Genomic DNA, 23,929 nt, shown 5'->3' on the forward strand with positions numbered 1-23,929 from the left:
GCCCGGCCCTTTTGGCCGAACACCTTCAGTTATTAGCCCTGACTGACCAGAGCGTCGACAGGTTCAATAGTATCGTTACGGATCACCGCACCGAACTGCTGCATCATTTGCTGGATGAACGGATCACCGTGGATCGACTCCTCGGCCTCGCGCTGACGGTTGACACGACGCCGGGACGCGGCCTGGGCCGGGGTTTCCTGTTCGGGCTTGATCAACTCCATGGTCAGGCTCAGGGTGCGCCCGTGAAACTGGTTCAACGCATCATTGAGACGGCGCTGTTGAGTTGCGTTGAACAAGGCGCTGTGGGCCGGGTCCAGGTGCAACAGCCAGTTGTCGCCATCGACGGCGATCAGTGTGCAGTTGGCGGCGATGCTGCCGGTCATGCCGGAGATCGGCAGTTTCGGGAACAGCTCCAGCCATTGCAGCGCCAGACCGGTGGCCGGCATGGCGGCCGGTTCGGGCTCGGGTTCCGCGACCGGTTCAGCCGTGTGTTCACTGGCCAGTTCGTCGAGGTAGCTGTAAGTCGAATCCACGTCCGGCTCGATGTAATCCTCGTCCAGCGGCGGCTCATCGTCCAGATCGATGCCCGGCGTGGCGGCGTCGACTTCGTTCACGGACGGCTCAGGAATCGGCGCAGCGGCCCACTCCGGTGCGTCCGGCACCACGCTGTCCGGCGTCGGCAAAGGCATCGGTGGCAATTCGGGTTGTTCGCTGGCGGTTTCCAGCACCGGCTCGGCCGCTGGCTGCTGGACGACTTCGGGCTCTACCGGATCGTTCCAGGGCAGGTCGACGACCGCTTCGACCGCTACAGGCGCAACGACCGGCTCAGGCACGGCGACGGGCACAACCGGCTCAGGCTCAGGCTCAGGCTCGGGTGCTGGAACAACCGCCGCGACGGGCGCAGGCGCGACTGTTGCAACGGCCGGTGCAACTGCCGCAGCGACTACCGGCGCAACAACCGGCGCGGCAGCCACTGAATTTGCGGAATCAACTGTGGCCTGGCTGATCCCCACTGTCTTTAGCGGTTGCCTCGGCGCGTCCGCCGTGTCCGCCGGGCGGAATGCGAGCATCCGCAGCAGGACCATTTCGAAGCCACCGCGCGGGTCTGGCGCCAGCGGCAAGTCGCGGCGGCCAATCAGGCCCATCTGGTAATAGAACTGCACGTCTTCAGCCGGCAATGCCTGAGCCAGAGCGAGTACTCGATCACGGTCACCGTGGCCGTTATCGACGCCTTCGGGCAAGGCTTGGGCGATGGCGACACGGTGCAGCACGTTAAGAATTTCCGAGAGGACGCCGTTCCAGTCCGGGCCTTGTTCGGCCAGATGGCGGACGGCTTCGAGCAACGCCTTCGCATCGCCTTCGATCAGCGAATGCAGAACGTCGTAGACCTGGCCGTGATCGAGCGTGCCGAGCATCGCCCGTACGTCGGCAGCCATGACCTTGCCTTCACCGAAGGCGATGGCCTGGTCGGTCAGGCTCATGGCGTCGCGCATCGAACCGTCGGCAGCGCGGCCCAGCAGCCACAGCGCGTCGTCTTCGAACGGTACGTTCTCGACACCCAGCACATGGGTCAAATGCTCGACCACACGCTCCGGTGTCATGTTCTTCAGAGAGAACTGCAGGCACCGCGAAAGAATGGTTGCAGGAAGTTTCTGCGGATCGGTCGTCGCCAGGATGAACTTGACGTAGGGCGGCGGCTCTTCAAGGGTTTTCAACAGCGCATTGAAGGAATGGCTGGAAAGCATGTGCACTTCGTCGATCAAGTAGACCTTGAAGCGCCCGCGGCTCGGCGCGTACTGCACGTTGTCGAGAAGCTCGCGGGTGTCCTCGACCTTGGTCCGGCTCGCGGCGTCGATCTCGATCAGGTCGACGAAGCGGCCTTCATCGATCTCGCGGCACACCGAGCACTCGCCGCAAGGCGTCGAAGTGATACCTGTTTCACAGTTCAGGCATTTGGCGATGATCCGCGCGATAGTGGTCTTGCCGACCCCGCGGGTGCCGGTAAACAGATAGGCGTGGTGCAGCCGCTGGCTGTCCAAGGCATTGATCAGAGCCTTGAGCACATGGGTCTGGCCGACCATTTCGCGGAACGAGCGCGGGCGCCATTTACGTGCAAGAACCTGATAACTCATGGAAAACCGTCGCAACGAAGGAACAGAAGCGGCTAATGCTAGCGGAGCAAGGCCAAAATTGCATCCGGTGTGCTCGTCTAATCTGGCTAAGATGCACTTTGGGGGGCTTTTATCGGCTCGGGTTTTATCATTACCGGAGCATTTATGCGGCTGGCCTTGGGGGCACTGCTGTTGATCAGCCTGAACGTCGCTGCCGCCGGGGCGCCGCTGCGCTTCGTGGTGCCTGACAGTTGGGCGATGCCGATGGTGCAACTCGAACGCGGCCGCCCGACCCAGGGCATTCTGCACGACGTGATGGTCAGCCTCGCGACGCAGGTGGGTGTGCCGGCCGAATTTCACGTACTGCCTCGGGGGCGAGTGCAAAGCGCCATGGAGCACGGCGAGGTGGATATCCGCTGCTATGCCGCGCAGTCCTGGCACCCCAATCAGTCCGGCGACTACATCTGGAGCATTCCGCTATGGACTCAGCCAGACGTGTTGATCAGGCGGCAAACCCCGCTGACCACCGTTGATCCGGCGACCTTGCCACGACAATCCATCGGCACGGTACTCGGCTACAGCTACCCGACCCTGCAACCGCTGTTTGACGCCGACCGATTGCATCGCGAAGACGCGCGCAATCAAGAACAAGTGCTGGAGAAACTTCTGGCCGGGCGCTATCGCTACGCGGTGAGCAATCAATGGACACTGGACTGGTTCAATCAGCGCCTGTTGCCCGACCGGCAACTGCAAGGCGTGACGGTATTGCAGGAACAGAGTGTCGGTTGCTACGTGCGCAACGATCCCAAGGTGCCGGTGCAGCGCATTTTGCGCACCTTGCTGCGAATGAAAATGTCCGGGGAGATCGATGACATCATTCGCCTCTATGTCGGTGACGGGCCCACAACTGACGAAGCGAACAAGCGATAACCTGTGGGAGCGGGCTTGCCCGCGATAGCCTCGCCGTGGCTGAACTGAAAAATCGTATTGCCTGCATCGCGGGCAAGCCCGCCCCCACAAAGATCTTCAAGTACTAGCCCGCCCCCTCCAGCACCTGCCACTGCGGCGGCACAACAAAACCTTCGACCCAACCCGGCACATCGGCGGGCGGCATCGGTCGAGCGATGAAATAGCCTTGAGCAACGTCGCAGCCCAGCCGCAGCAGCAATTCACCGTGCTCGATACTTTCCAGCCCCTCGGCGACCACCTGCCGGCCAAACGCCCGAGCCAGGCCAATCACCGCCGTGGTCAGGGCCAGATCATCACGACCATTAAGGATGTCACGCACAAAAGACTTATCGATCTTGATGGTCTGTGTCCGCAAGCGCTTGAGATAGCTCAGGGATGAATAACCAGTGCCGAAATCCCCCAATGAAAATTGCACCCCCAACGCCTGACAAGCCTGTAGACAGGCGCTGACATGTTGAATGTTCTCGATCGCCACCGACTCGACGATTTCCAGGTCGAGCATCTGCGGGGCGACCTGGGCATGCCGGGCGAGTACTTGTTTGAGCCGATCGACGAAATCCGCACGCTGGAAATGTCGCGCCGCAATATTGATGCTGACTGGCCAGCCCTGCCCCGCTTGTTGCCAATGGTGCAGCTGTGACAAAACCTGATCCATCACCCATTCACCGATATCGATGATCAGGTCTGTCTCTTCTACCGGCGGTAAAAAATCCCGAGCAGGCACCATGCCTTTTTGCGGATGCTCCCAGCGCAACAGCGCCTCGAAACCGACAACTTCGCCAAGGCGCATGTTCACCTTGGGCTGGAAATGCAGGCGCAGCTCACCGGCAGCCAGTGCCTGACGCACTCGCTCGACAGTCTGGTGTGTGGCTTTGACCTCCTGGTCCAGGGACACGTCGAACAAATGAAAGCGATTGCGACCTCTCTGCTTGGCCACGTACATGGCCTGATCGGCGTGACGCAGCAGGGTTTCGGCATCTTCGTTATCGTCGGGGAACAAGGTAACGCCGATGCTGGCGAACACATTGACGTCTTTGCCATGCAGCGCGTACGGCGCCGAGATGGCACCAAGCACCCGGCTCAAGGCCGCACGCAATTCCGGCAGATCGCGCACGTAACGCAGGACCAGCACGAACTCGTCACCGGCCAGCCGCGCCACCACGTCTTCGCCGCGCACGATGTTGCGTAAACGCTTGGCCACTTCCACCAGCAACTGATCGCCACTGGCATGCCCGTAGCCATCGTTGACCGCTTTAAAGCCATCAAGGTCGAGCATGCACACCGCGAGCGGGATATTTTCGTGCCGAGAAAACTCCAGCGCCTGATTCAGCAAATCGGAGAGGAACGCACGATTGGGCAGCCCGGTGAGCACGTCATGACCAACCCGCCACTGCAATGAATGCAGCAATTGGCGTTTCTCGCTGATGTCGAAACGCAGCGACAGGTAACGGTCAATTCGCCCGGTGGCGTCAAGCACTGGCACCATGGTGCTTTCGACCCAATACAGGCTGCCATCCTTGGCCCGATTACAAATCTCGCCTTTCCAGACATTGCCCAGCGCGATGGTGCGCCACATGGCAGCAAAGAAATCGGCGGTGTGCAGGCCAGAGTTGAGCAGGCGATAATTCTGGCCGATCAGTTCTTCGCGGCTATACCCGGAGACAGCACAGAGCTGATCGTTGACGTAGGTAATCCGGCCGCTCAGGTCGGTCTCGGAAAATATGGCGGCGGCGTCCACAGCCCTGCGGTATTTCTCATCCATGAGTCAGGCTCGCTGTCGCTAGCGGTGGTACCGCTCGACCAGCGCAGAATGCCTGGAAGAGATGTTTGGAGAAGTACTGCGCGCAGACACGTTATCACTCCATGAACCGCGTTTGTTGGTCCCGCAAAACACAAGATCAACTAGCCTTAAAGGCTCCAAATACGCTTTTGGAACGGCGATTCTACGAAACGCATCACATTTTGCAAAGCAAGGTGATGGATCATGCAGTTGTCTAATGCAAAAATCTATCGTTAAGTTCTTGATTATAAATGGGAATTGAGCGATGCGAATTTCAAGTTTGGGTCCAGCCATCCGGCGCTACCGCAGGGTCGCGGGGCTAACTCAGGCTGAACTAGGCGAAAAAACCGGTTTTGACCCCAAAACCATCAGTCGCTTCGAAACCGGCACCTATACCCCCAGCGTGGACGCATTGTTCCTGCTTGCCGATGTGCTGGGCGTGAAGCTGAAAGCCTTTTTCGCCGATTCAGGCGATGAAGAGGAACAGCGGGCGTATCTGTTCGGTGTCATACATAAAGCCACCCCGAAGGAGCTGGGAAAGCTGATTGCAGCGGTTGACCAGGCCTTGTCCAAGCCTTAGTGTCAGAAATGAAAAAGGAGGCCGACTTGTCGCATTCGACAGGTCGGCCTCCTTTTTTATGTGCGACTTTTTAAAAATCGGAAACGAAAACACCGCCCCTGGACAAAATCCATGGCAGAGCAACAAGAATATTTTCAGACAGAAAACGCGAGAGAAGCCTCGCGGTGCGTTATGGAGGCAACCCCACCAGCCACACCCCGGCACACAATGTTCCCGCTGTGGCTGCTTCCTTCCGGATCTGACCAGGTTCACGGGTAATCGTTGCGGGCCATGTAGTACGGGGGTTTCAGGCTGTTCAGGTCGCTTCAAATCACTCAGTACGGACTGTTAGCACTCGGGGTGTAGCCAGCATTGTCACACTTTGCTGTCACACATGGGTGTCACACACATGGCCTACCTGATCCGACGCGGAGCCTTCTATTACCTGAACCTCCGGCTACCCAAGCACCTCTTCCCACGCTGCCACACTTTGCGTTTGAGCTTGAACATTCGCCACCGTCAGAACGCCCTATTTCTCGCGACTTCCCTCGCCCAGCAGGTGCATGGATACCTATCCGAACACCCTCTGGTCGACCTACAGACGCTCCGTACCCTGTGTTCAGGATGGCGAGACTCTAGCCCTACGCCAACGATCCAACCTGTTACACGAAAGGCCCCAACCCATGCTCCGATGCGAAATAGCGACGGCCCTACCCTAGCCACCCTGTCCAAGCTCTATATAGAAGAAGGCAAACGCGGTGGTACATGGCGGACGGTAAGCACGTTCGAGGTTGAACGTTCCCTACGCGATTTATTCGAGCTGATGGGGGACATGCCTGTCGAACGCTTCGATGCTCAGCAAGCCCGCCTACTGAAAGACCGGTTAAGCCGCTGTCCTCAGTACTTCGGCATACGCCCTGAGTTCGTAGGAAAGACTCTGAGACAGGTTGTCGAGTCGGCTGGCACGTACAAAACGATCACGGCGGTTACGGTGAACAATCGGCTACGTAAACTCTCTGCCTTCCTTAACTGGTGCAAGGCCAACGGCTACATCACGGAGAATCCACTGGTCGGACTTAAGGTAATGACTGGAGCGGCCAAGGAAGCACGCCTGTCCTTCGACCAACACGACCTGACTATCCTCCTCGACCTTAATGTGCTCCAAGTCGAAGCTCGTAATCATCCTTGGCGATACTGGCTACCGCTCATGGGGCGAGCCACCGGAGCTCGACTGGAAGAGTTATGCCAACTGCGTGTTGACGACTTCATCCAGCAACAGGTCATTCAATGCATCCGTATCGATGACAACAGTGAATGCCAGAATCTGAAGAACTCCAGTAGCCGACGCGTACTACCCATTCACCCCACTCTGGTCGAGCTGGGTCTACTGCGGCATGTTGAGTCAGTCAGGGCCACCGGGGCAGATCGCCTGTTCCCTGAACTTGAACCCGTACGAGGAAAGCTGGGCCATGCACCATCCAAATGGTTCGGACGTTACAAGGTGAAACGCGGAATCACCGACTCCAAGAAAACATTCCACAGCTTTCGACATACTCTGATCGATGATCTTCGGGACTCAGGAGTCCAGGACTCTCTAATCAAGCGAATAGCAGGACACGAGGACGGTGCCGTGACGTTCAGCATTTACGGCAGTCGCAGCCCATTGAAGGCAATGGTGGACGCACTGCGACACATTGAGCTGATACCCGCCAAATAAAAAAGGGGTGCCTCTCAAAGCAGTATTCTTCGACAAGGCACCCCAAACAATTAAATCAAAATAAAAACAAATAACTAACACCACAGCACACCAGCAACAAGACAGCACCAATAACAATTTGATCAAATCCTTACTCAATGAAAGCAAACAAGCCCTCAGTAACATTGTTACACTCCCTAATTAAAGTTTTTGATTCTGTTTAGAATCAAAGGAATCCGTTGTAAGATCGGCTCAACAAAAACGAAATCCCCGCTGACACCGACGATCCCCGTCATTATCAGCTAGGATTAATTCATCCATAAAAAGGTACATTAGTAATGCCCACTAAATCTATTTACGTCGCCATTGCGGCACCAGGCGCAGGGAAGACTCAAGCCGTAATCAACAAGATTCCAGGTTATATTAAGCACGGATGCAAAATTGTAATGGCACTTCCTACATTAAAATTAAATAATGATATTTCTAGCTCCATGAGCAAAGCGAAGCTAACCCCTCGGATCATCAACAGTGAACAGGACGAAGTTAAACACAATCAAACATCAGTAACCAAAGTGCTGACCGAAGCTCTGATAAGTGGAAATGATTCTTTGATTATCATCACGCATGATTCACTGAGACGCGTAGATCCCAACCTTCTAAAACCCTACATTTTGATCATTGACGAAGTGCCGTCGGTCATTGACATCAATCACTTTACTGTAAAGGCTTGGGATGCAATAACAATTTTTGCTGCAACTGATACGTTTAACAACCAACTGAAAATCAAGGATGAGCAGCTTGTTGCAATCAAGGAAAAGGTTAAGACCTATAAAGCATCTTTGACAAATAATGGATATGCTTCAACGTTATCCGGATTGGAACATAAAATTTATGATGCCATTCTGACCGGTAATATTGTTCATTATGATGTGGAAGATGGGGGAAAGATAACCTTCCACATCATTGTTGAACGGTCTATCTTCCCCCAAATTGACCGAGCTCGGCGAACACACATTTTGGCAGCCAATATCGACGGAGGTATCTTCGACCTTTTTGCTAAGAAATTAGGGTACCGCTACAAAAAGTCCGAGTTTACTCCTGAGTCACCCGGTTACATGTGCGATACTTATATTTACCCGATGCTGAATGGTCACTGGTCAAAACGTAAAGTATTAGGAAATGAACAAGGCGACCAAAGTCATATCCACACCGGAACAAATGATCAGATTATTGATAAAATTTTTGAAACCGCACTACAGCACACTCCTAGCAGCAAACTGTTGATCGTACAAAATAAATGGGGGAAATTCAGCGAGCGTTATGCCCCGTCAAATTTGAAGGCAATGAAAAAAATTGATTTTCTTCAACTGGACTGCCGTGGCCTCAACTGCTATCAAGACAGTAATGCTGCACTTTTGTTATTTGGCGGAAATCCAAGTCCCAATGACAAGAGAAGCTTTAAAATGATCAGTGACAAGCACAATATCAGCGTAGCGAGCCTTAATGATGCGTGGATCGTACAAAATAAATACGAGGCTAGCTTACAAGCTTTAACTCGAACTGCAATTCGGACTCGAGGCAATACGAGTTCCGTTTATTTTTACGTGCAAGATATGGCAGTCGCAAATTATCTAAAATCAACCTATATGACAAATGCAATCATTGACGATTGCCTTGCTTTAACCATCGAAAAACCAGATGGCAGGTCTAAAGTCTCACCCGACGAAAAAGCTAAAGCCGTAAACTTTATCAAACAAGCTTTAAACAAAGGCACCAAACAAGCCGATATCAATAACGCCTTGGTGGAGCTTTGGAGCGTAGCAAAGAGAACTGCCCGTACATGGACAAAGAATGTACGCGAAAGCTTACCAGCCGAGCCTGTCGAAGGTCTTGAACGGTTCTTCGTATAATACTGATTCCGCCCTGTGAAAGCTGGGCGGCTAGTCTGCATAAAACGGCCGCAATCCTAAGAATACTTCTTAGAGATATAGCCGCTTATAAAATCTTCAAAGCCTTTAAGCTTCTAAAAATCTAAAAGCTTTAAGTTTTTCTAGAGCTCTATTAGCCATAACAATCGAAGACCAAATTAGAAGGCACGAAGTGCGTTCTCCGTGCGAAGCGCGGCTATCCAAACCCATGAACACTATGATAGCTCTAGACCTAGAAACAACTAGAACTGGATAATCTCAGCCTTCGGCTTCGAACCTTAAATATTATCAACGACACTAGTCGCTATTGAATCATTTAAAAATCAAAGATACGCATCAGTTCATGTTTATTCTCTGAGCCCGTACCGGGCACACTCGCGAGCTCGTGTAATCAAACCTAATAGAACATAACCCTAGAGATTTTATATGATGCTTTAAAAGCATAGATCTTTAATAAACACATCCGTTTCCATCGCCCCTGGCGCTTCATCGGGTATGAATCAGGAGTTCCGCATCAAACGCTATGCAATTTGAGTAAAATTACAACCAGTATAAAATAACAGGAAATATTAATGTAAAATGTTTTCTTGTTATTTTTAATGTCACGACATTCGCTGGCCACAGCCTATGAACCTAAGGACAAGTAACAGAACCGTCAAACCAATGCGCCAAAACACGCCATTTAGAGGCATTTCTTTAAACAACAGTATGATAGAGCGACCAGACCACATAGCACTGGCCTTATGTGCCTTTTTATATTTCGAGCTGAGTAATTCCATCCTATGACCTAATAAATTGGGGGCATCCTAGAGGACGCAATACAACAGACCAAATAACCTTCACAAATAAATTCGCATGAAAAGCCCCTGAAAACGGGGCTTACAACATTAATTTTTATCCTACCTTAAAACTTAACCAAACTTAACCAAACTTATAAAGAATGTGAAGCGACGATATCAAGGCACTGTTGAAGCACCTCGAGCCTCAGAACGGTTTAGGCCTGCATAAGTTCGCTCGATCTGCGTCGATCGGCTGCGACGCCCACACCCAAAGTACAGGAATTAAAATCCAAGGGGTTCGTCCAATCAGCCACAGCATCTGACCTAGGAGTCAGTCTAAGCAATGTCAAAAGGTTGTGTAACAAGGCTGGATAAAACCTAATCTAACCTACCTTACCTACCTAAAATTTGATATCCCCCAATTTTAGGGGCTGAAGCCCTATTTGGATCCCCGTGGCCTGATTGGAACTAGGCTCTAAGTTAGAAGCTTAAAAAAAGCGCCACCATTTAGCCATAATTCAGTTTTTTCCATTAGACTCGTTTTTTTGGATACCGTGAGAATATGGAAGTGGGCCAATCATTCGTAGACAAGAGTTGGAATTGCTATGCACGTTCGTTGCTTCTGGGGCTTTGCCTCATGCAGACGGCGCTCTATACGCATGCTTCGCAGGATCTAATCGAAAACAAGAGTATGGGCGAAAACGGCGATACCTCTGCCCAAACGCTGTTCGATTCCAGAGAAAGTGCCGAGGCGGAAGCTAAGGCAAAGGCCGCAGAATATGCCAAGGCTCGGATGGTAGAAGATGTTAAAACTATCAAACAGCTAAAGGCTATAGAAAATGCCAATAACTTGAAGTATTCAGGGGGGCTATCAGAAGCACTACAAAACAACAAAGATAAGGGGTTAGACTGGTTCAAGAACAAGCTGTTCAAGCTAGACAAAGCCTCTGTTATCACCATGTGCGATCCAGGCATATGCTACGTTGTCGCATTTAGTGGGTTATCGGGTCTTGGAATAACCTCAGAAAACGGAGACTTCAACGGTCGACAGCTGCAAGGGCAGCTCGTACGTGTTATTGGCACGGACCGGTTCGGAAATATTGTGGTAACTAGATTAACCACAAATGATAAACCCTCGCAAAATTCACGCCCAGCGAAACATGTGGAGGAAGTGCGACAACTACCTATAGCTACAAACAAACCTGAGCGTCAGCCTATAGACGAAACTTTACGTCAGGTTTTAGCCGAACCTGAACGTCAGCAGGCATCGGACGATGGTGGTGAAGAAGTTACGGGCACTTTCGAAGATCTGATTCTTGCTCGGGCATCAGAAGGCTGGGCTCGCCCACCGTCAGCAAAGAAAGGCATGAAGGTCGTACTACAGATCAATATGTTACCGGATGGCTCAATGAAGTCAGTCAGTGTAGCCAGGTCCAGTGGAGATACTCCATACGATAACTCGGCGGTGGCTGCTGTCAAAAACGTCGGTCGATTGCCAGAAATGCAGGGGCTTAGGCCTAGTGATTTCCAACAGTACAGTTCATTCAGGATGACGGTAACGCCTGATGATCTAGCCTTGTAATCAATGGGGCCCAGCATGCACGTGAGGTGCGTTGAGGATGCGTGATATGCGCGTCTTCGATGCTGGGGTCACCATAGCCAAATATTCACTACTCAGCCCCGAGCGTCATTCCGCAGTGGGCTTGGACTATTAAAACTCTTCTTGCTCGATCCCGGCAGCCCACATTCGATCACCACCCATTCAAGGATGACCACCATGCCAGACAACACAGATGCCGACATCGCCACAGCGGACGTACTGACCTTGCTACTGCACAACCAGCACGCACTAGCCGCAGCAATTGAAGAAGTCGCCTTGTGGGCAAGGTCAACTGGTTCGCCCGAAGCACATAACAACGCCATCACGGCGCTGGATACACTCGACACAAATGCCTCGGCCATCACCGCTGGGATTCTCAAGTTGAGGCAATAACCGCTATCAAAGACGCCTAGGATCAAGGAAATAGCCATTGTGGTGTTCGAATAAAGCTCCCGTCTCCCTCACCTCCAAGCCCTGATTAAGCTGGGGTAATATGCTCACCAGGAAGCCAGGAGTAATTTATGGATAGCAAGCAGGCGATAGAACTTGGCGCTAAGGTCATAGCAATACAGACATTAATGATCGCGTTTGCCACCGATGGCCGGACCGCTACTCAATCTGCCGAATACCGGGAGCTCTATGCGGAGGTGACGATTGATCTGGAAGAAGCGAAATATGCGAATCCCAACCCGCACAAATCTCTCGAAGTCTTCATGGCATTTTGCAAGCTCCAGGTAATGAGCACATATGCTAGTCGGCGTGTCTACGTGCAGGAACTCTATGCAGATGTCTTGCTCGACCTAAAACGGATACAACGACACGCGCCATCATCTAGGAATTGGGCCAAGGCAAATGAAGCGTTGGCCAACGAACTGACGCCAATCCGTGCGCAATGGCTAAAGGCGAAGAACTTCATCTACTCAGCAACGCCTGACTTCGAAAACTCCATAAAGGAGTCAATCAGCTCCGTTGAATCAAGCCTCATGGTGCTTCTGAATGAGCCGAACGGAACGCTCGGCAAGATTATCAGACAAGCAAAGCTCGACGCTGATATTGAACGCTTGATTACCCAAGCCTACGGCTATGCGAGTAACAAAGATTTCGTTAGGCACGGTGGCACAATCGAGTCAGGGCTTTCAAAGGCTGAAGCAGAATTTTTCCTTGAGTTCGCAGCAACATCCATCGTCTACATCACTAATCGGCTAAAAAAGGAGTGACACGGGGGGGACCGACTACGTGCTCTCAGAAAGGGCTAAAGGGGCTAAATCGATCCACCTTATTGGTATTGTCGGATCAAAAAAATCGCCGTGCATATTTTTTGCGTCCCGAGGTTTTCGGGCTGCGAAATTTAAGTACAACACCTACGTACAATGCAGAAACGAAAAAACAAAGTGTCCACGTACCTATGCAAGTAGAGCATCATTAAACGACCGTTAAACGATACGCTCCAGACAGGCGCCATTAGGTATCATTTAAATATCGTTTACGATTTTATGATACCGCGTTACAGTGATACCACCTTAAGCGATACCAAGGAGTCACCGTAATGTCCCGCACCTTCCTGTACTGCCGTGTCAGCACCTCGACTCAGTTCACAGAGAATCAAGTACAAGAAGTGAAAGCGGCAGGCTTCGAAGTGCAAGCGAGCCGGGTAGTAGAAGAAACCATCTCAGGCAGTATCGCCGCCAACGAGCGCCCCGGCTTTCGGAAACTGGTGGAACGCATGGAGTCGTCAGACGTGCTGATCGTTACCAAACTGGACCGATTGGGCCGTAACGCGATGGATGTCCGTCAAACTGTTGAGCATCTTGCAACCACAGGTATCCGTGTCCACTGCCTCGCCCTTGGCGGCGTAGACCTAACCAGTGCAGCAGGCAAGATGACAATGCAGGTGCTGGGGGCTGTCGCTGAGTTCGAACGTGACCTCCTGATCGAACGTACTCAACAAGGTTTGATGCGTGCCAAGGCTGAAGGCAAAAAGCTAGGGCGTCCAGAAGCCAATGGCACCACTGCATCAGTACAGCGCCTGAAAGCACAGGAGAAGACACAAGCGCAGGTTGCGGCTGAACTCACGCTCGGTATCGCCACCGTCAAACGCCATTGGAATAAAACATGATCGACTCTATTTCGGGCCGTTTAGCGGGTATTCTCCGCGCTAAAGCTTGAATAAGATCGTGGCTGATCGCACAAACTACGTTGTAGTTCAAATCAGCCAAGACATCCAACATAAAAAATTTGCCTATTCCTATCTGCTCCATAATTTGGCGCATTTCGCCAGCTATAAAAATCATCCAGTTTACGTAAAGTAATACCAAATTGACGCTAGACCTGCGGAAATTATCACCAAGGGCAAACAGGTTCCGACAAAAGCAAATGTTTTCTCGAAAAACATATGAACAATATTAGATTCTCCCCGCTCATCGTGCGACTTCACTGGGTCTTCAGAGAACAGGGGGAGCCAGTTACTTTCCATAAAGTCGTCCCCTCTAAAATATAAATCATGCCCTCCTTTGAAAAATCTATTTATAAATCGATCGGTATGAAAACCATAAAAACCTGTTTTACCCGCCATCCCGGTTTTAGGTATAAATGCTTCACTAAGCCAAAGCACATAATCATGTGTCCCGCAATCATTTATAACTTTCATTCCCGGAAAAGCTTTAATAAACCCCCAGTCGAAGTTTGACTTTAGAACGCTGCCACTTAGCACGAGTTTATCAATAACAGGTAGATTGCTCTCCTTTGACAACTCCCTCAATGCATGTGCTGCTAAATAGGTGCCAAAGCTATGAGAAAAAATAACCAATTTTTTCTCGCCGCTTTCGGAAAACAATACCTTTAATTTTTCCTTCAGCCGAAATACCTCTCGTCGCTGAAAAAAAGGAACCATAAAAAAGAAGACCGGAAAATACCCATACTTATAACTCTGAAACTCGATGAACCCGGCATTAGCCTGCGTCAAGGCCTTTAGCCTAGACTGCCAATGACCAAAAGTCCGGATACCATGTACGGTAATGGCGAAGACGTTTACGCCCTCAGACCCACGAGCATATTTTGAAGAACGAGTATAATTAATGGCATGCGAAAGTTTTTCCTGCCAATCCGTATAACCTGTTTGCACCTCAATAACGACTAAGCAAAGCTTTTCAAACTCCGCCTTAAAAGAGCTTATATCATCAATATAAGCTGTGATGCCTATTATTTTTTCTGGTTTTCTTACCCTTGCTGAACTATTGATATAGTTGAGTAACCAAATACCATTTTTCCACATTGGCTGATCGTGTTGGCGCCGTGGAAGTACAACATCTAGAAGAAGCACATCAAAATATGAATCTGTCATCTTGACTCTAGCATCATTGACGCTAGACACACTTACAACATCCTCTTCTACGAACCCAAGCTCACAAAGCCATTCAGTAAGGCGTTGCGATCTAACAGCATCATCATCAACCAATAATATTTTCATGTTTTTTTCTTTTCGGCTTTTTTTAGTGCTGATGTAAGCTGATCTTTCCAAATTGTTTTTGAGCCATCGTAATAAATCAGATCAACAAAATTATCACCACACTCAGACATTAATAACGCTCTCAACTCAGATAGAGATAGAGAAAGCCCCCCTTCACTAAAAGCATCATACTGCGTTATAAAAAGAATATCTGAATCACTTTGACGGCGTAAAAGTTTACGGGCAATTTCGCGTCCACCAAACATTCGATTTCGACCACCAGATTCAGCCCCCACCCGATCGTAAGTAGGAAGGCCAATATCTAATACAACTAGACCATAGTTATTTTCAAGTACTTTCTTAGATCCAGAAGTAAAAGAATGAGCCTCTTCAATCACGATGCTCGACGAGAATAAAATAATATGATCCATGATTTTTTGACGTTTGTAGTTGTTATCCTCAACCAACAAGATCGACAGACTCATAAGTCACCTCACACGAAAAAAACTCATCTTGTTTTTGAACCTTTAAATTAAAACCAGGACTTGCAGACTTTAAGTGATGAAAAGCCTTTGCTAATCCCGTTCCGCCTTCGGATCGTAGTAGTTCGAGTGTATCATCAGAAGAGAAGGAAGCATTTTTCTGCTCTACAAAATCCTGAGTTATTTCTAACAATCTTTCCTGACTTAAACCATTGGATATCTCTACGACAAACCCTGAAATGTAAGGTTTAACGCTTATATATATCGGAACATCTTCGCCAAGACCACTATGACGCGTACAATTCGTCAATAAATTTATCATCGCGAGAATCATAGAATTGACAAAGTTTCCAGGGATAAAAAACTCTGCGACTTGCGGATATACTTCTTTTTCGATATTAAAATTACGGCCTTTAATTTTCTCGAAACAACTGATAGATATATCTATCAACTGCCCCAACTCCTGGGCATCGAAAGTCTTACTTTCGCTTCGAGAAAACCACTCCGATATTTCCCTGATTATTTCTCTAGTACTATTTTTGGCCGCATGAATACTCCCCATCAGATCCTTGAGCTCTGCGTCTCCTTTCACATTGTTTATTCGATCTGCTAATTCATCGAATAGACTATCAATGCTATTTTTGAACCCATCATTGATGCGTTCCTTCATTACTTCTAAGTTCGCTTCAGTATGAGACCAAAGCCAATCCAAAATCTCATCGATCAGATCTTCGGGGCCATGGGCACTTAACGCAGACTCGCGCAGCTCGGTAAACTCTTCAAGATGCGTTATGTAGCGAAACGCTGAATAACTATCTTCTAGTGTAGTGGATATCTTCATCCACTTTTCGGCATTAGAGACTAGCAAGTTGAAATTTTCAGAAAACCATGCCAATTGAGCATTTAATACACCTAAAAATCGAGGTGTAAGAATATCAGAGTAGACACCACGCCAATATCTATTAGCTTCATACTCACCAGAGCTAGTTCTTTCGGTGATTAGCTTGCGGCTATCTATCTCTGATCGAATAAAATTGGAAAAAATTCCATGCCTGATTTCTGCCGAAAGATTTGAATCCAACCCAAATGTTTCATCAAATAGAAAGCAGTCTCTAACCTGTTCAAGAATTTTAACTAGTAGAGAGTTTCGGCGTCCGGGTAACATAGCGCTACCTATATTTTCAGCACGCGAGCTCTCATTAAGTATAATAAGAGCATCTTCATCCTCATCCCCTTCAGAACTCTCAATAGACGCTTTGAATATTTCCAGTAGAGATCGAACTTCTGGAATGACTTTTCTCTTAATCGCGTCATGATCTACAAAAATTTTGCTTCGAGAAAAGCTACTTGTGGCGGAGTCCATTACGACTTGTCGGATAATTAATTCAAGCTCATTGAAATAAGGTTCTCTAGCTATAAGCTTTTGAGCATATAAATTTTCTAATATCTTTATTCGCTCAGCCCTCAACTCATCGCTGCTTTGGAATACGGACAAAAAATCGAGATTCTCATATGTGCAAATATGCTGAAGAAACAACAACCTTTTACTAGAAGGCAGTTCTCCTAGACTTTCAAACATATCACTAGGTTTGCTGCAACCATTTGAAAAAATTAGCTCTTCAAAAAGTTCATTTAGCGTGGCCCTCTTTTCTTCCGATATAAATTTAACGTAAAAATGACAAATGATAATGGACTCAATTGTACAAATGAAATCTCTCCCAATTATATCAACTAAACCATCCATTGGAAGACACAAATAGCTCTCAGGATTTTCAACCAGATAGTCTGCTGCCAGCATTATAAGCGGCTCTATTTGACCAGAGAACCACAGAGCCCGACACTTGTACTCAATGATATCTTTTTTTAGAAATAGAGAATCATCTAGACTGAAAAGATCATTTTCCATGCCCGTGTCCGGAGCGGGGCCACATCTCAGAACTCGTTCTGAAGGAACAGAATTGGTCGAAAATCCATAATCATTGGAGAATAGTTTTTTCCCGTTGCGGATCATACTAATCTGTAAAGGAAGCCCCCCGCCTCCGCGACAAATACTCGCGGATATTATATTGATCAACTTTTCGTCGCTATATCTCTGAGGAATGGCTACGGCAAGTAATGTTTGTAGCTCCAAGGATATTCCGGTTCCTTGAAACCGAACAATGTTGTCAGTTATCTCCTCACATGCGCTGGACGCCGACTTGAAAGGGAATAAATCTCTTTTAGGCTTTTAATTGTTTTATCCAGCAATGGATAGCCCAACCTAAGATCTATACCAGCGTACAACTGAGCTTTCGCAATCATATTCAAATATGAGATAGGATTCTTGATATTCCTAATACCATCTACATATATTTGAATACACTCCGAGTATCTTCCAGACTCGTACGCTTTGAGAATTTCTGTACCAACGTTACATTCCAGCCCCCTGTCGCCTTCCTTAATGTATTTTAAAAATCCACTAAGCTGGGGATCTGAAATCACCCGCGAAAAATCATCTAAAATTGAACGCAAAAATCTTTCGTGACCTGGATCCTGACGCCCTTCACATAATTGTGAATAGATATAATTAGTAAGCACACCATACTGGTCAATCACCGGAAATAGCTGCATCAAGTCCATATCGACAAGACTAGGATTTTCCACAAACATCATTGGAAAATACAAAGCCTCTAGCACCCATGCATTCCCCTTCTGTTTCGAGGTGCTAAACTCATCAACCGCCTTAGCAATAATTTTCTGCAAATTATAATAAGGCGCACTTGACTGCGTGGTCCAAATCAGAGAATTAAAATAATATGCAGAAGAAGTATTGCTTGTACGCTCTTGTATTTCATCGCAAAATGCCTGCATTTCCTCGGCATTTCCAACCAAGAAAAGCAAAATTAACTTTGCTTTTACCCACCAAAGAGATTCACCTAAATCCCGATGCATGTTCTCTATTATAGTTTTTGCATCGGTTAACAAATTTAGAGCAATCGCGCGTTCGAACTCATCCCTAGCAGCAACAAAACATTCTATCTCATCGGCCTGAGAAATTATCAAAGCCTTGTACATCTCAATACACCTTTCAGTGCTAGATGTTTCAAAAGCTACAGATCGAGATATTTCTTCCATCGTACGAAAATAGCTTGGAATAACAAGTCGACACTTTTCGTATTGAACCAGCTCCGCAAGATTTTTGCTTAGTCGCTTTCTTCCGCAAATGTTAACAAGCCTATTAATTTCAGAATGAACATCTTCCATGCGCGTATCTTTTAATATTCGAGCATTCAACAGAATTTTAGGCTTCCCACCCTTGACTTGGTACATGTTAAATCCCATTTAAACTCCCAATTTTCTGTCTTATAGAAAGTAATTTAAGATCAACGACACAGGGATGACTAGTTTCTTTATTTAAACATCGTGTTTATCATATTGACTAGACACTAGCGTGCGCACCCATGTATGAAAATCATGTACGCTAAGAATTATCCTAGCTCAAACGTCAATCTGAGTCGAATACTTGATGATTGTAAAGACCAGAACCGAGCCTACCCTTGGCCCATCGAAAATCAGCTATTTAGCTTTAGCTTAAAAACATACTGCCGGTGGTGACTCAGAAACTGACTCTGCTTTTGAGTGAATCGTCCTACGTCGATATCTGGACCTATATTCCAAGCATTCAGCACCTTGAGAGCCTCAACGGCTACCAGCAACTGCCCCTCTTCAGTGAAGCTAACCCAGCCTTTGTCGAATAGCTTGTCGATGTGTGGCGCCAGCAGAAAGCCGTTCTCCCCATCTAGCCTTTCCTGATCATCCGATACCCTCCACGGCTTGATGTGACTTGCAATCAAAAACCGCTCATCTGCGACCCCGGTGACCCTACACCGCCCTTCTACCGACATTACACGCTGCCGAAAGACACCCTGCCCCTGCCGCGCTCTGACCAATTGATCCTTCTCGGTTGGCTGGCGATGAGACTTGAGTATTTCTTGCTCCGCCACATCATCTTCGATCTGGTCAGCCAGTTCTTCTATCCGGCTGATCGCTTCTGTATCTGGTTGGCCCGCCAGAGTAAGAATTAGGTGGCCCAGATCTGAGGAAATGCTGGCTAAGTAGCAGCTTTCGTTGCCATTTCCGTCTAGACGGATAGGGGAATACTTGCTCGGCAGCAGCGGTGCAATCTGAGAGATGTGATCTTTAGGCCTAATGGGCACTGGAAGCAGTGTCCATTCAATAGGTACCAGCCATCCATCATGCTCCGACCAGTTCTCACCGACCCCCTGCCCGAACTCTTTCGGTTTACCCCGATCTAGAGCCCCTGTGGTTGCGATACCGATAGCTTTAATGACTGTGTTGGCATAGGAGACAACCACATCTCCAGGCTTCACATGACTCAGATTCTCGTAAGTCATGTTGAAGCTACCGTCCTTCTTCCGCTTCGGAGACCAAACGTATCCACCCTCGATCTCCGCCTTGAATGTCTGCTTGTGGTTGACCCACCAATAAGCACGTCCGTTGCTGATCATTCATGGTCCCTTGTTATTACTAGTATTGAAGAGGCTGAGCACGCAACGCCACTACTGAAACGGCTCGTATGCGCCAAAGGTGAAATCATAACGGATATGGACTTGGGAAGGGGGGGACCGACTACATACTGTCAGAACAGTCTAAAGGGGCTTATGGGGCCCCTTTGTTTTGGTATGAACCAAATTAAAAAAACAGCCGCTCAAAAATTTCCAGATCACAAAATTTCTGATGGCAAATTCACCCTCCAGCCAAGCATGTCAATCAATGTCGTCGGCTTCCATGGGCGACTACCTCGCCACTGGATAAATACTGATGATCTGACGATCAAAGGACTAGACACAAATGCTCAAGCGATCACTGACGCAATCATGCGAATACGCCTTTGATCGCTGACAGCCAGAGAGCAGTAACCTACAATCTGTCCCGCTCGCCCGGTGTGTGCAGTACCTATTCTCGCTGGATGCAGTACGTCACGCCGGGTGAGCCCCATCATTATATTTCCAGCCTGATTCTCAATCCGATGTGCGAGTGGCCCGAAAATTTTAGCGGGCGATGGTCAGGCTGTGGAAAGCGGTTTTCCTACCCGCCGAAGACCGAGGGTTCTTCTATCAGTGTGAGCCTGTACTCACCCTGAGTGATCGTTTGATGTACCTCGATACCTGCTGTAGCGAGCCAGTTCCAGCTCGGCACACAGCAAATCAAACTGGTGCTTGAGCATTTCCTCGCGAGAGGGGAGCCCTAGTTCAAAACCCGCTGTCATCGATCAAATCGTCTTTCATCCCGCACGCACCGAATGCTGTATGTGCACACAGTATATGGCTGGGCGATGGTGTTCAATCTGTCTGCGATGGGTGGCAACAAGGCTGGGAACCACGAAACTGTATTCATCCGAGCAGTGGTCATCAGGGTGTACCCAATTAAACACGCTCCATCCACTCTCTAGCCTCGGCCTAATCAGGATCGAATTGCATGCCTCAGTATCCAGAGTTAACGCAGGGTTCAGCTTGGGTTTCATGGCACTTCTCAAACCGCATCGCACCAATTGCGAACAACAGGTGCCGCATCTTCAAGCTCAAAAGTAGATATGGTTTCGAGGCACAGTGGACATGACGCTTTCAAATGAATATCCGTCCAACTCCTGAGCAGTAACTAGAGGATTGTTCACGACCTCTACAGCCACACCTTCAAACCCTCCACCCGAATAACTCATCTCTAGACTTGCATAATCTCCCTTAACATTCAAAAGCATAGTTCTATGGCCCATCCTGTTTAAGAGCAGGAAGCGAAGCTCCTGCCAATACGACATTTTCGAGGTATTGACCTTCACTTCGACTGCTATCAAACCTAGTTCGTCTTTAGCCACGAAATCGAATCGACCGGGATGACCATCCGGAAATCTCTTCTGCTGCTGTCGCATATAAAGACGATTGGCATTTTTCATACCCTCTGCCTCAGGAGTAGTCATACCCGCCGTTCTTATGTCCTCCCCTGAATATGGAAGTTTCATCTCGCTGCTCGCATACTTCTCCCAGGTTTTCTGTATGTAGCCAGATACCAGATGGTTGTCTCGCATAAAATCACCTAGAGGGATAATGTCGCCAAGATAGTCAGACGCAATGATCTCCGCAAGGTGATTAGAACAATCATAAGCAAAGTGCATCGCACTTCTCTTTAACTGAATACCATCACGAGACTGGATTGAGACTCCAAGAGGATAAACCTTAGCAAGGTTTGCTCGCTCAAATAGCCCCACTCCAGCAGCACAAGGCGACTTCTTTTGACTGCCATCCCGCATGCGACACTTAGATGTCGCCCGACAAGTCGAGGTAAGAGCATCAACCGTACCATCTGATAGGTCTGCCCATCCGGGAAGATTTCCTGCCACCCATGTATTATCATTTGTGAATTGCAATGTAGCGAGATCAGCCCGAGAAGAGCCTATCCAGTATCTAGTTATCCTAGGGAGCTCCTTCACAAATTTAGAGGCAGCTGTTTTATCATCCCCTCCAAACGTAACCAATTCGTATCCCTTGCCTTGGAGATATCGTACTGCGATATCCTCACCGAATACCCCAACTATCTCCGCTTTAAATTTCGCCACTTCTCGTCCCTCGACAGCATTGAATGGATTTCCTAATTGGCTGAATATACCTACCCGCCTTTGGAATCAACAGGCATATTGATAGCTGTTTTATAAGGCTCCACAAATGCTGCTCTGCGGTCCGCCCCTAACCGGAAAGCCGGTAGCGATGCGCTGGGCAGGCACAGAGGGGTTAATCAGGAACTAACATGGGGTCCTGTTGAGCTGTATTAGGCGATTGGACTACCAATGCGGTCAATCCGATAGGAGCGGCAATTGATGCACCAGCCAGAGTATCAGCGTGATCAGCAACCCGATCTCGATGGTCATCGAGCTTCTTTACTAGCGTAACCTGGTGCGTACAAAGGCCGTCAGGTGGATACAGACCTTCGTAACCGCATCACGATACTGCTGAATGACGGCAAGAGCATTCGCGGAGTAGCCCACATTCTGGAGTGCAGCACGGCTACAGTTCAGCGGGTTAAAGCAACCCTAACCTCAGAGACATAAGCTCCTATAGCAGCGTATAGGCCACGCTAGTGTTGCTACCTTTAGGGCCTTGGATATTCTATTTTTTCGCCTCTGGCAGGCTTCTGTGCCTGCGTAGGGGTTGAGGAGGCCGCTCTATAGTGTCCCGTTCTGCCGATTCTCCAGAAGCCCCCTATTGATATTCGCCCTCTACTGTATGGGCCGATATTCGATTGGCCTGCCACGGACTTCAGAGATTCTGCCTTACGTGTCCCCGGCGATCAAAGCCAGACTAGGCTCAGGGCGTTCGGTTAATTTCTTAACTGGTATACTAATTTCGCTCGCTGCTAGACAGCTGCTGGTCCGGAGGGGACATGGATATCAAAGCCTTTTGCATTGAACACGCTATCGATATGAGCAAGTGTGGTGTGTCTCTAATCGGTGGGAGCTTCAGTTTAGTCGAGTTTATCGAAACGGAAATCTCCCCAATTGAGTTTCTTATCTTGGCAGAAGAAGACTTCCAACGGGGAGGGCAGTCGGCGCTAATAAATGCGACGACAAACATCAAGCGAGCAATAGTTAGTCAAATGGATCGACTGCTCAGCTCTTTTGGCTTTAAATCATCAAGACTGGATGTAAAGGAGAAGATTGAGAAGTTAAAAAATCTTGGGTTATTGGTCCCCAGTATTTTGCGCAAAGCGGTAAGGCTACGTAATACTCTTGAGCACGAATATAAAACTCCAACGATGGAGCAGGTTGAAGATGCCCTTGATATCGCCAGCCTCTTTGTCATGTCTTCATCCGCAATGTTTACGCCTTTTGAGGATGCCCTACAGTTTTCCTTGCGCAAGGCCTCTGTCCCGCACCCGATTAAATATTTAACGGTTGGATTGAATCGGGAGGCCAACAGCGTGTTTTACACGGCTTATGTCTATGGGGTGGATAACTCTGAGTGCCTTGGTCGATGCACTATTCAGTCCGGACATCTACTATTCGATCAGCTAGTTAAACTTTCTACATCTCTGATGATGAAGTACAAAGTTGATCAGGCGTGTAAGGACTTCGATGCGGTGTACGCTACATGCTAAGTGCTTTAAGCGTTAGCCAGCACGCAATAGGCGCCGCTATAGATGAGTTCACCAAGTGGCTCTCAGAGCGGCAGTTGTAGGTATCAACAATCTCAAAAGGTATTTGAGCGTACGGAATTTTGAGGCATGCTGATTGCCCCCAAGCTGGACCGTCTTGGGTCGCAAACTTATGGATGTGCGTCAGACAGTGGAGCTTGGTGACCTCACCAATGCAGCAGGCAAGATGACCATGCAGGTGCTGCGGGCAGTGGCTGAATTTGAACGTGATCTACTTCGAACGTACCCAGCAGGGTTTGATTTGCGCAAAGGTAGAAGGTAAGAAGCTGGGCAGGCCAGAGGCAACCGACAACACAAAAGCGGTGCAGCGCGAAAAGGCACTGAACAAGACGCAGGCGGAGCAGCTTCACACAGCGCCGATAGGAGTATATCCCTAGC

Annotated in this window: 17 protein-coding genes, 1 other RNA gene and 2 pseudogenes; 11 read left to right on the forward strand and 9 right to left on the reverse strand. The window is 48.9% G+C overall.

The features are described 5' to 3' along the window. Positions 1 to 32: 32 nt before the first annotated feature. On the reverse strand, positions 33 to 2,132 hold the full coding sequence (dnaX, locus tag FQ185_RS09415; RefSeq protein ID WP_149417185.1) for a DNA polymerase III subunit gamma/tau: 2,100 nt from the start codon (positions 2,130 to 2,132) through the stop codon (positions 33 to 35). A 144-nt stretch (positions 2,133 to 2,276) separates the two neighbouring features. On the opposite strand from dnaX, the gene FQ185_RS09420 reads away from it, so the two are divergent. Beyond that, positions 2,277 to 3,041 carry an ABC transporter substrate-binding protein gene (locus FQ185_RS09420; protein ID WP_149417186.1) on the forward strand — a complete coding sequence of 255 codons (765 nt, stop codon included), beginning with the start codon at positions 2,277 to 2,279 and terminating at the stop codon, positions 3,039 to 3,041. 103 nt (positions 3,042 to 3,144) lie between these two features. On the opposite strand, the gene FQ185_RS09425 is transcribed toward FQ185_RS09420, so the two are convergent. Then, entirely contained in the window at positions 3,145 to 4,842 is a 1,698-nt protein-coding gene (locus tag FQ185_RS09425) for a bifunctional diguanylate cyclase/phosphodiesterase (RefSeq protein WP_149417187.1), read from the reverse strand. Between the two features lie 283 nt (positions 4,843 to 5,125). Here FQ185_RS09425 and FQ185_RS09430 point away from each other — a divergent pair, with 283 nt between their 5' ends. Continuing rightward, positions 5,126 to 5,440: a helix-turn-helix domain-containing protein gene (locus FQ185_RS09430; RefSeq protein ID WP_149417188.1), complete on the forward strand. Its 315-nt coding sequence runs from the start codon at positions 5,126 to 5,128 to the stop codon at positions 5,438 to 5,440. 185 nt (positions 5,441 to 5,625) lie between these two features. On the opposite strand, the gene ffs is transcribed toward FQ185_RS09430, so the two are convergent. Further along, positions 5,626 to 5,718: signal recognition particle sRNA small type (ffs, locus tag FQ185_RS09435), an RNA gene on the reverse strand. A 110-nt stretch (positions 5,719 to 5,828) separates the two neighbouring features. Here ffs and FQ185_RS09440 point away from each other — a divergent pair. From FQ185_RS09440 to FQ185_RS09465, 6 genes and pseudogenes are all read left to right on the forward strand, one after another. Continuing rightward, positions 5,829 to 7,136, forward strand: coding sequence for a site-specific integrase (locus tag FQ185_RS09440; protein ID WP_149417189.1), 1,308 nt, complete (start codon positions 5,829 to 5,831; stop codon positions 7,134 to 7,136). Between the two features lie 317 nt (positions 7,137 to 7,453). Then, positions 7,454 to 9,025: a hypothetical protein gene (locus tag FQ185_RS09445; protein ID WP_149417190.1), complete on the forward strand. Its 1,572-nt coding sequence runs from the start codon at positions 7,454 to 7,456 to the stop codon at positions 9,023 to 9,025. A gap of 2,046 nt (positions 9,026 to 11,071) precedes the next feature. Further along, positions 11,072 to 11,404, forward strand: a pseudogene (locus FQ185_RS30520) (energy transducer TonB); the annotation flags it as partial. A gap of 195 nt (positions 11,405 to 11,599) precedes the next feature. Beyond that, positions 11,600 to 11,815, forward strand: a complete 216-nt coding sequence (locus FQ185_RS09455; protein ID WP_130205842.1) for a hypothetical protein — start codon at positions 11,600 to 11,602, stop codon at positions 11,813 to 11,815. 128 nt (positions 11,816 to 11,943) lie between these two features. Then, on the forward strand, positions 11,944 to 12,639 hold the full coding sequence (locus tag FQ185_RS09460; RefSeq protein ID WP_149417192.1) for a hypothetical protein: 696 nt from the start codon (positions 11,944 to 11,946) through the stop codon (positions 12,637 to 12,639). A 329-nt stretch (positions 12,640 to 12,968) separates the two neighbouring features. Further along, positions 12,969 to 13,538 carry a recombinase family protein gene (locus FQ185_RS09465; protein ID WP_149417193.1) on the forward strand — a complete coding sequence of 190 codons (570 nt, stop codon included), beginning with the start codon at positions 12,969 to 12,971 and terminating at the stop codon, positions 13,536 to 13,538. Between the two features lie 180 nt (positions 13,539 to 13,718). Here FQ185_RS09465 and FQ185_RS09470 read toward each other — a convergent pair whose 3' ends face one another. From FQ185_RS09470 to FQ185_RS09495, 6 genes are all read right to left on the reverse strand, one after another. Continuing rightward, complete coding sequence (locus FQ185_RS09470) at positions 13,719 to 14,888, reverse strand: alpha/beta hydrolase (protein WP_149417194.1); 1,170 nt, start codon at positions 14,886 to 14,888, stop codon at positions 13,719 to 13,721. After that, positions 14,885 to 15,352 (reverse strand): response regulator, encoded by a 468-nt coding sequence (locus FQ185_RS09475; RefSeq protein WP_149417195.1) that lies wholly within the window; start codon positions 15,350 to 15,352, stop codon positions 14,885 to 14,887. Before FQ185_RS09475 ends, FQ185_RS09470 begins: the two co-directional genes overlap by 4 nt. Further along, positions 15,327 to 17,255: a hypothetical protein gene (locus FQ185_RS09480; RefSeq protein WP_149417196.1), complete on the reverse strand. Its 1,929-nt coding sequence runs from the start codon at positions 17,253 to 17,255 to the stop codon at positions 15,327 to 15,329. Before FQ185_RS09480 ends, FQ185_RS09475 begins: the two co-directional genes overlap by 26 nt. Positions 17,256 to 17,518: 263 nt before the next feature. Continuing rightward, positions 17,519 to 18,658 (reverse strand): hypothetical protein, encoded by a 1,140-nt coding sequence (locus tag FQ185_RS09485; RefSeq protein ID WP_149417197.1) that lies wholly within the window; start codon positions 18,656 to 18,658, stop codon positions 17,519 to 17,521. Positions 18,659 to 18,900: 242 nt separating this feature from the next. Continuing rightward, positions 18,901 to 19,857, reverse strand: a complete 957-nt coding sequence (locus tag FQ185_RS09490; RefSeq protein WP_149417198.1) for an HNH endonuclease — start codon at positions 19,855 to 19,857, stop codon at positions 18,901 to 18,903. Between the two features lie 1,073 nt (positions 19,858 to 20,930). Continuing rightward, positions 20,931 to 21,959: a hypothetical protein gene (locus FQ185_RS09495; RefSeq protein WP_149417199.1), complete on the reverse strand. Its 1,029-nt coding sequence runs from the start codon at positions 21,957 to 21,959 to the stop codon at positions 20,931 to 20,933. A gap of 354 nt (positions 21,960 to 22,313) precedes the next feature. Between FQ185_RS09495 and FQ185_RS09500 the strand changes: the two genes are divergently transcribed. The 3 genes and pseudogenes from FQ185_RS09500 to FQ185_RS30525 form a co-directional block, all read left to right on the forward strand. After that, positions 22,314 to 22,448, forward strand: coding sequence for a helix-turn-helix domain-containing protein (locus FQ185_RS09500; protein WP_149417200.1), 135 nt, complete (start codon positions 22,314 to 22,316; stop codon positions 22,446 to 22,448). A 332-nt stretch (positions 22,449 to 22,780) separates the two neighbouring features. Next, positions 22,781 to 23,494 carry a hypothetical protein gene (locus FQ185_RS09505; RefSeq protein ID WP_149417201.1) on the forward strand — a complete coding sequence of 238 codons (714 nt, stop codon included), beginning with the start codon at positions 22,781 to 22,783 and terminating at the stop codon, positions 23,492 to 23,494. Positions 23,495 to 23,620: 126 nt separating this feature from the next. Continuing rightward, a pseudogene (locus FQ185_RS30525) lies at positions 23,621 to 23,928 on the forward strand (recombinase family protein); the annotation flags it as partial. Between the last annotated feature and the right edge of the window lies 1 nt (position 23,929).

This window comes from Pseudomonas sp. ANT_H12B, from assembly GCF_008369325.1.
Classification (GTDB): Bacteria; Pseudomonadota; Gammaproteobacteria; order Pseudomonadales; family Pseudomonadaceae; genus Aquipseudomonas.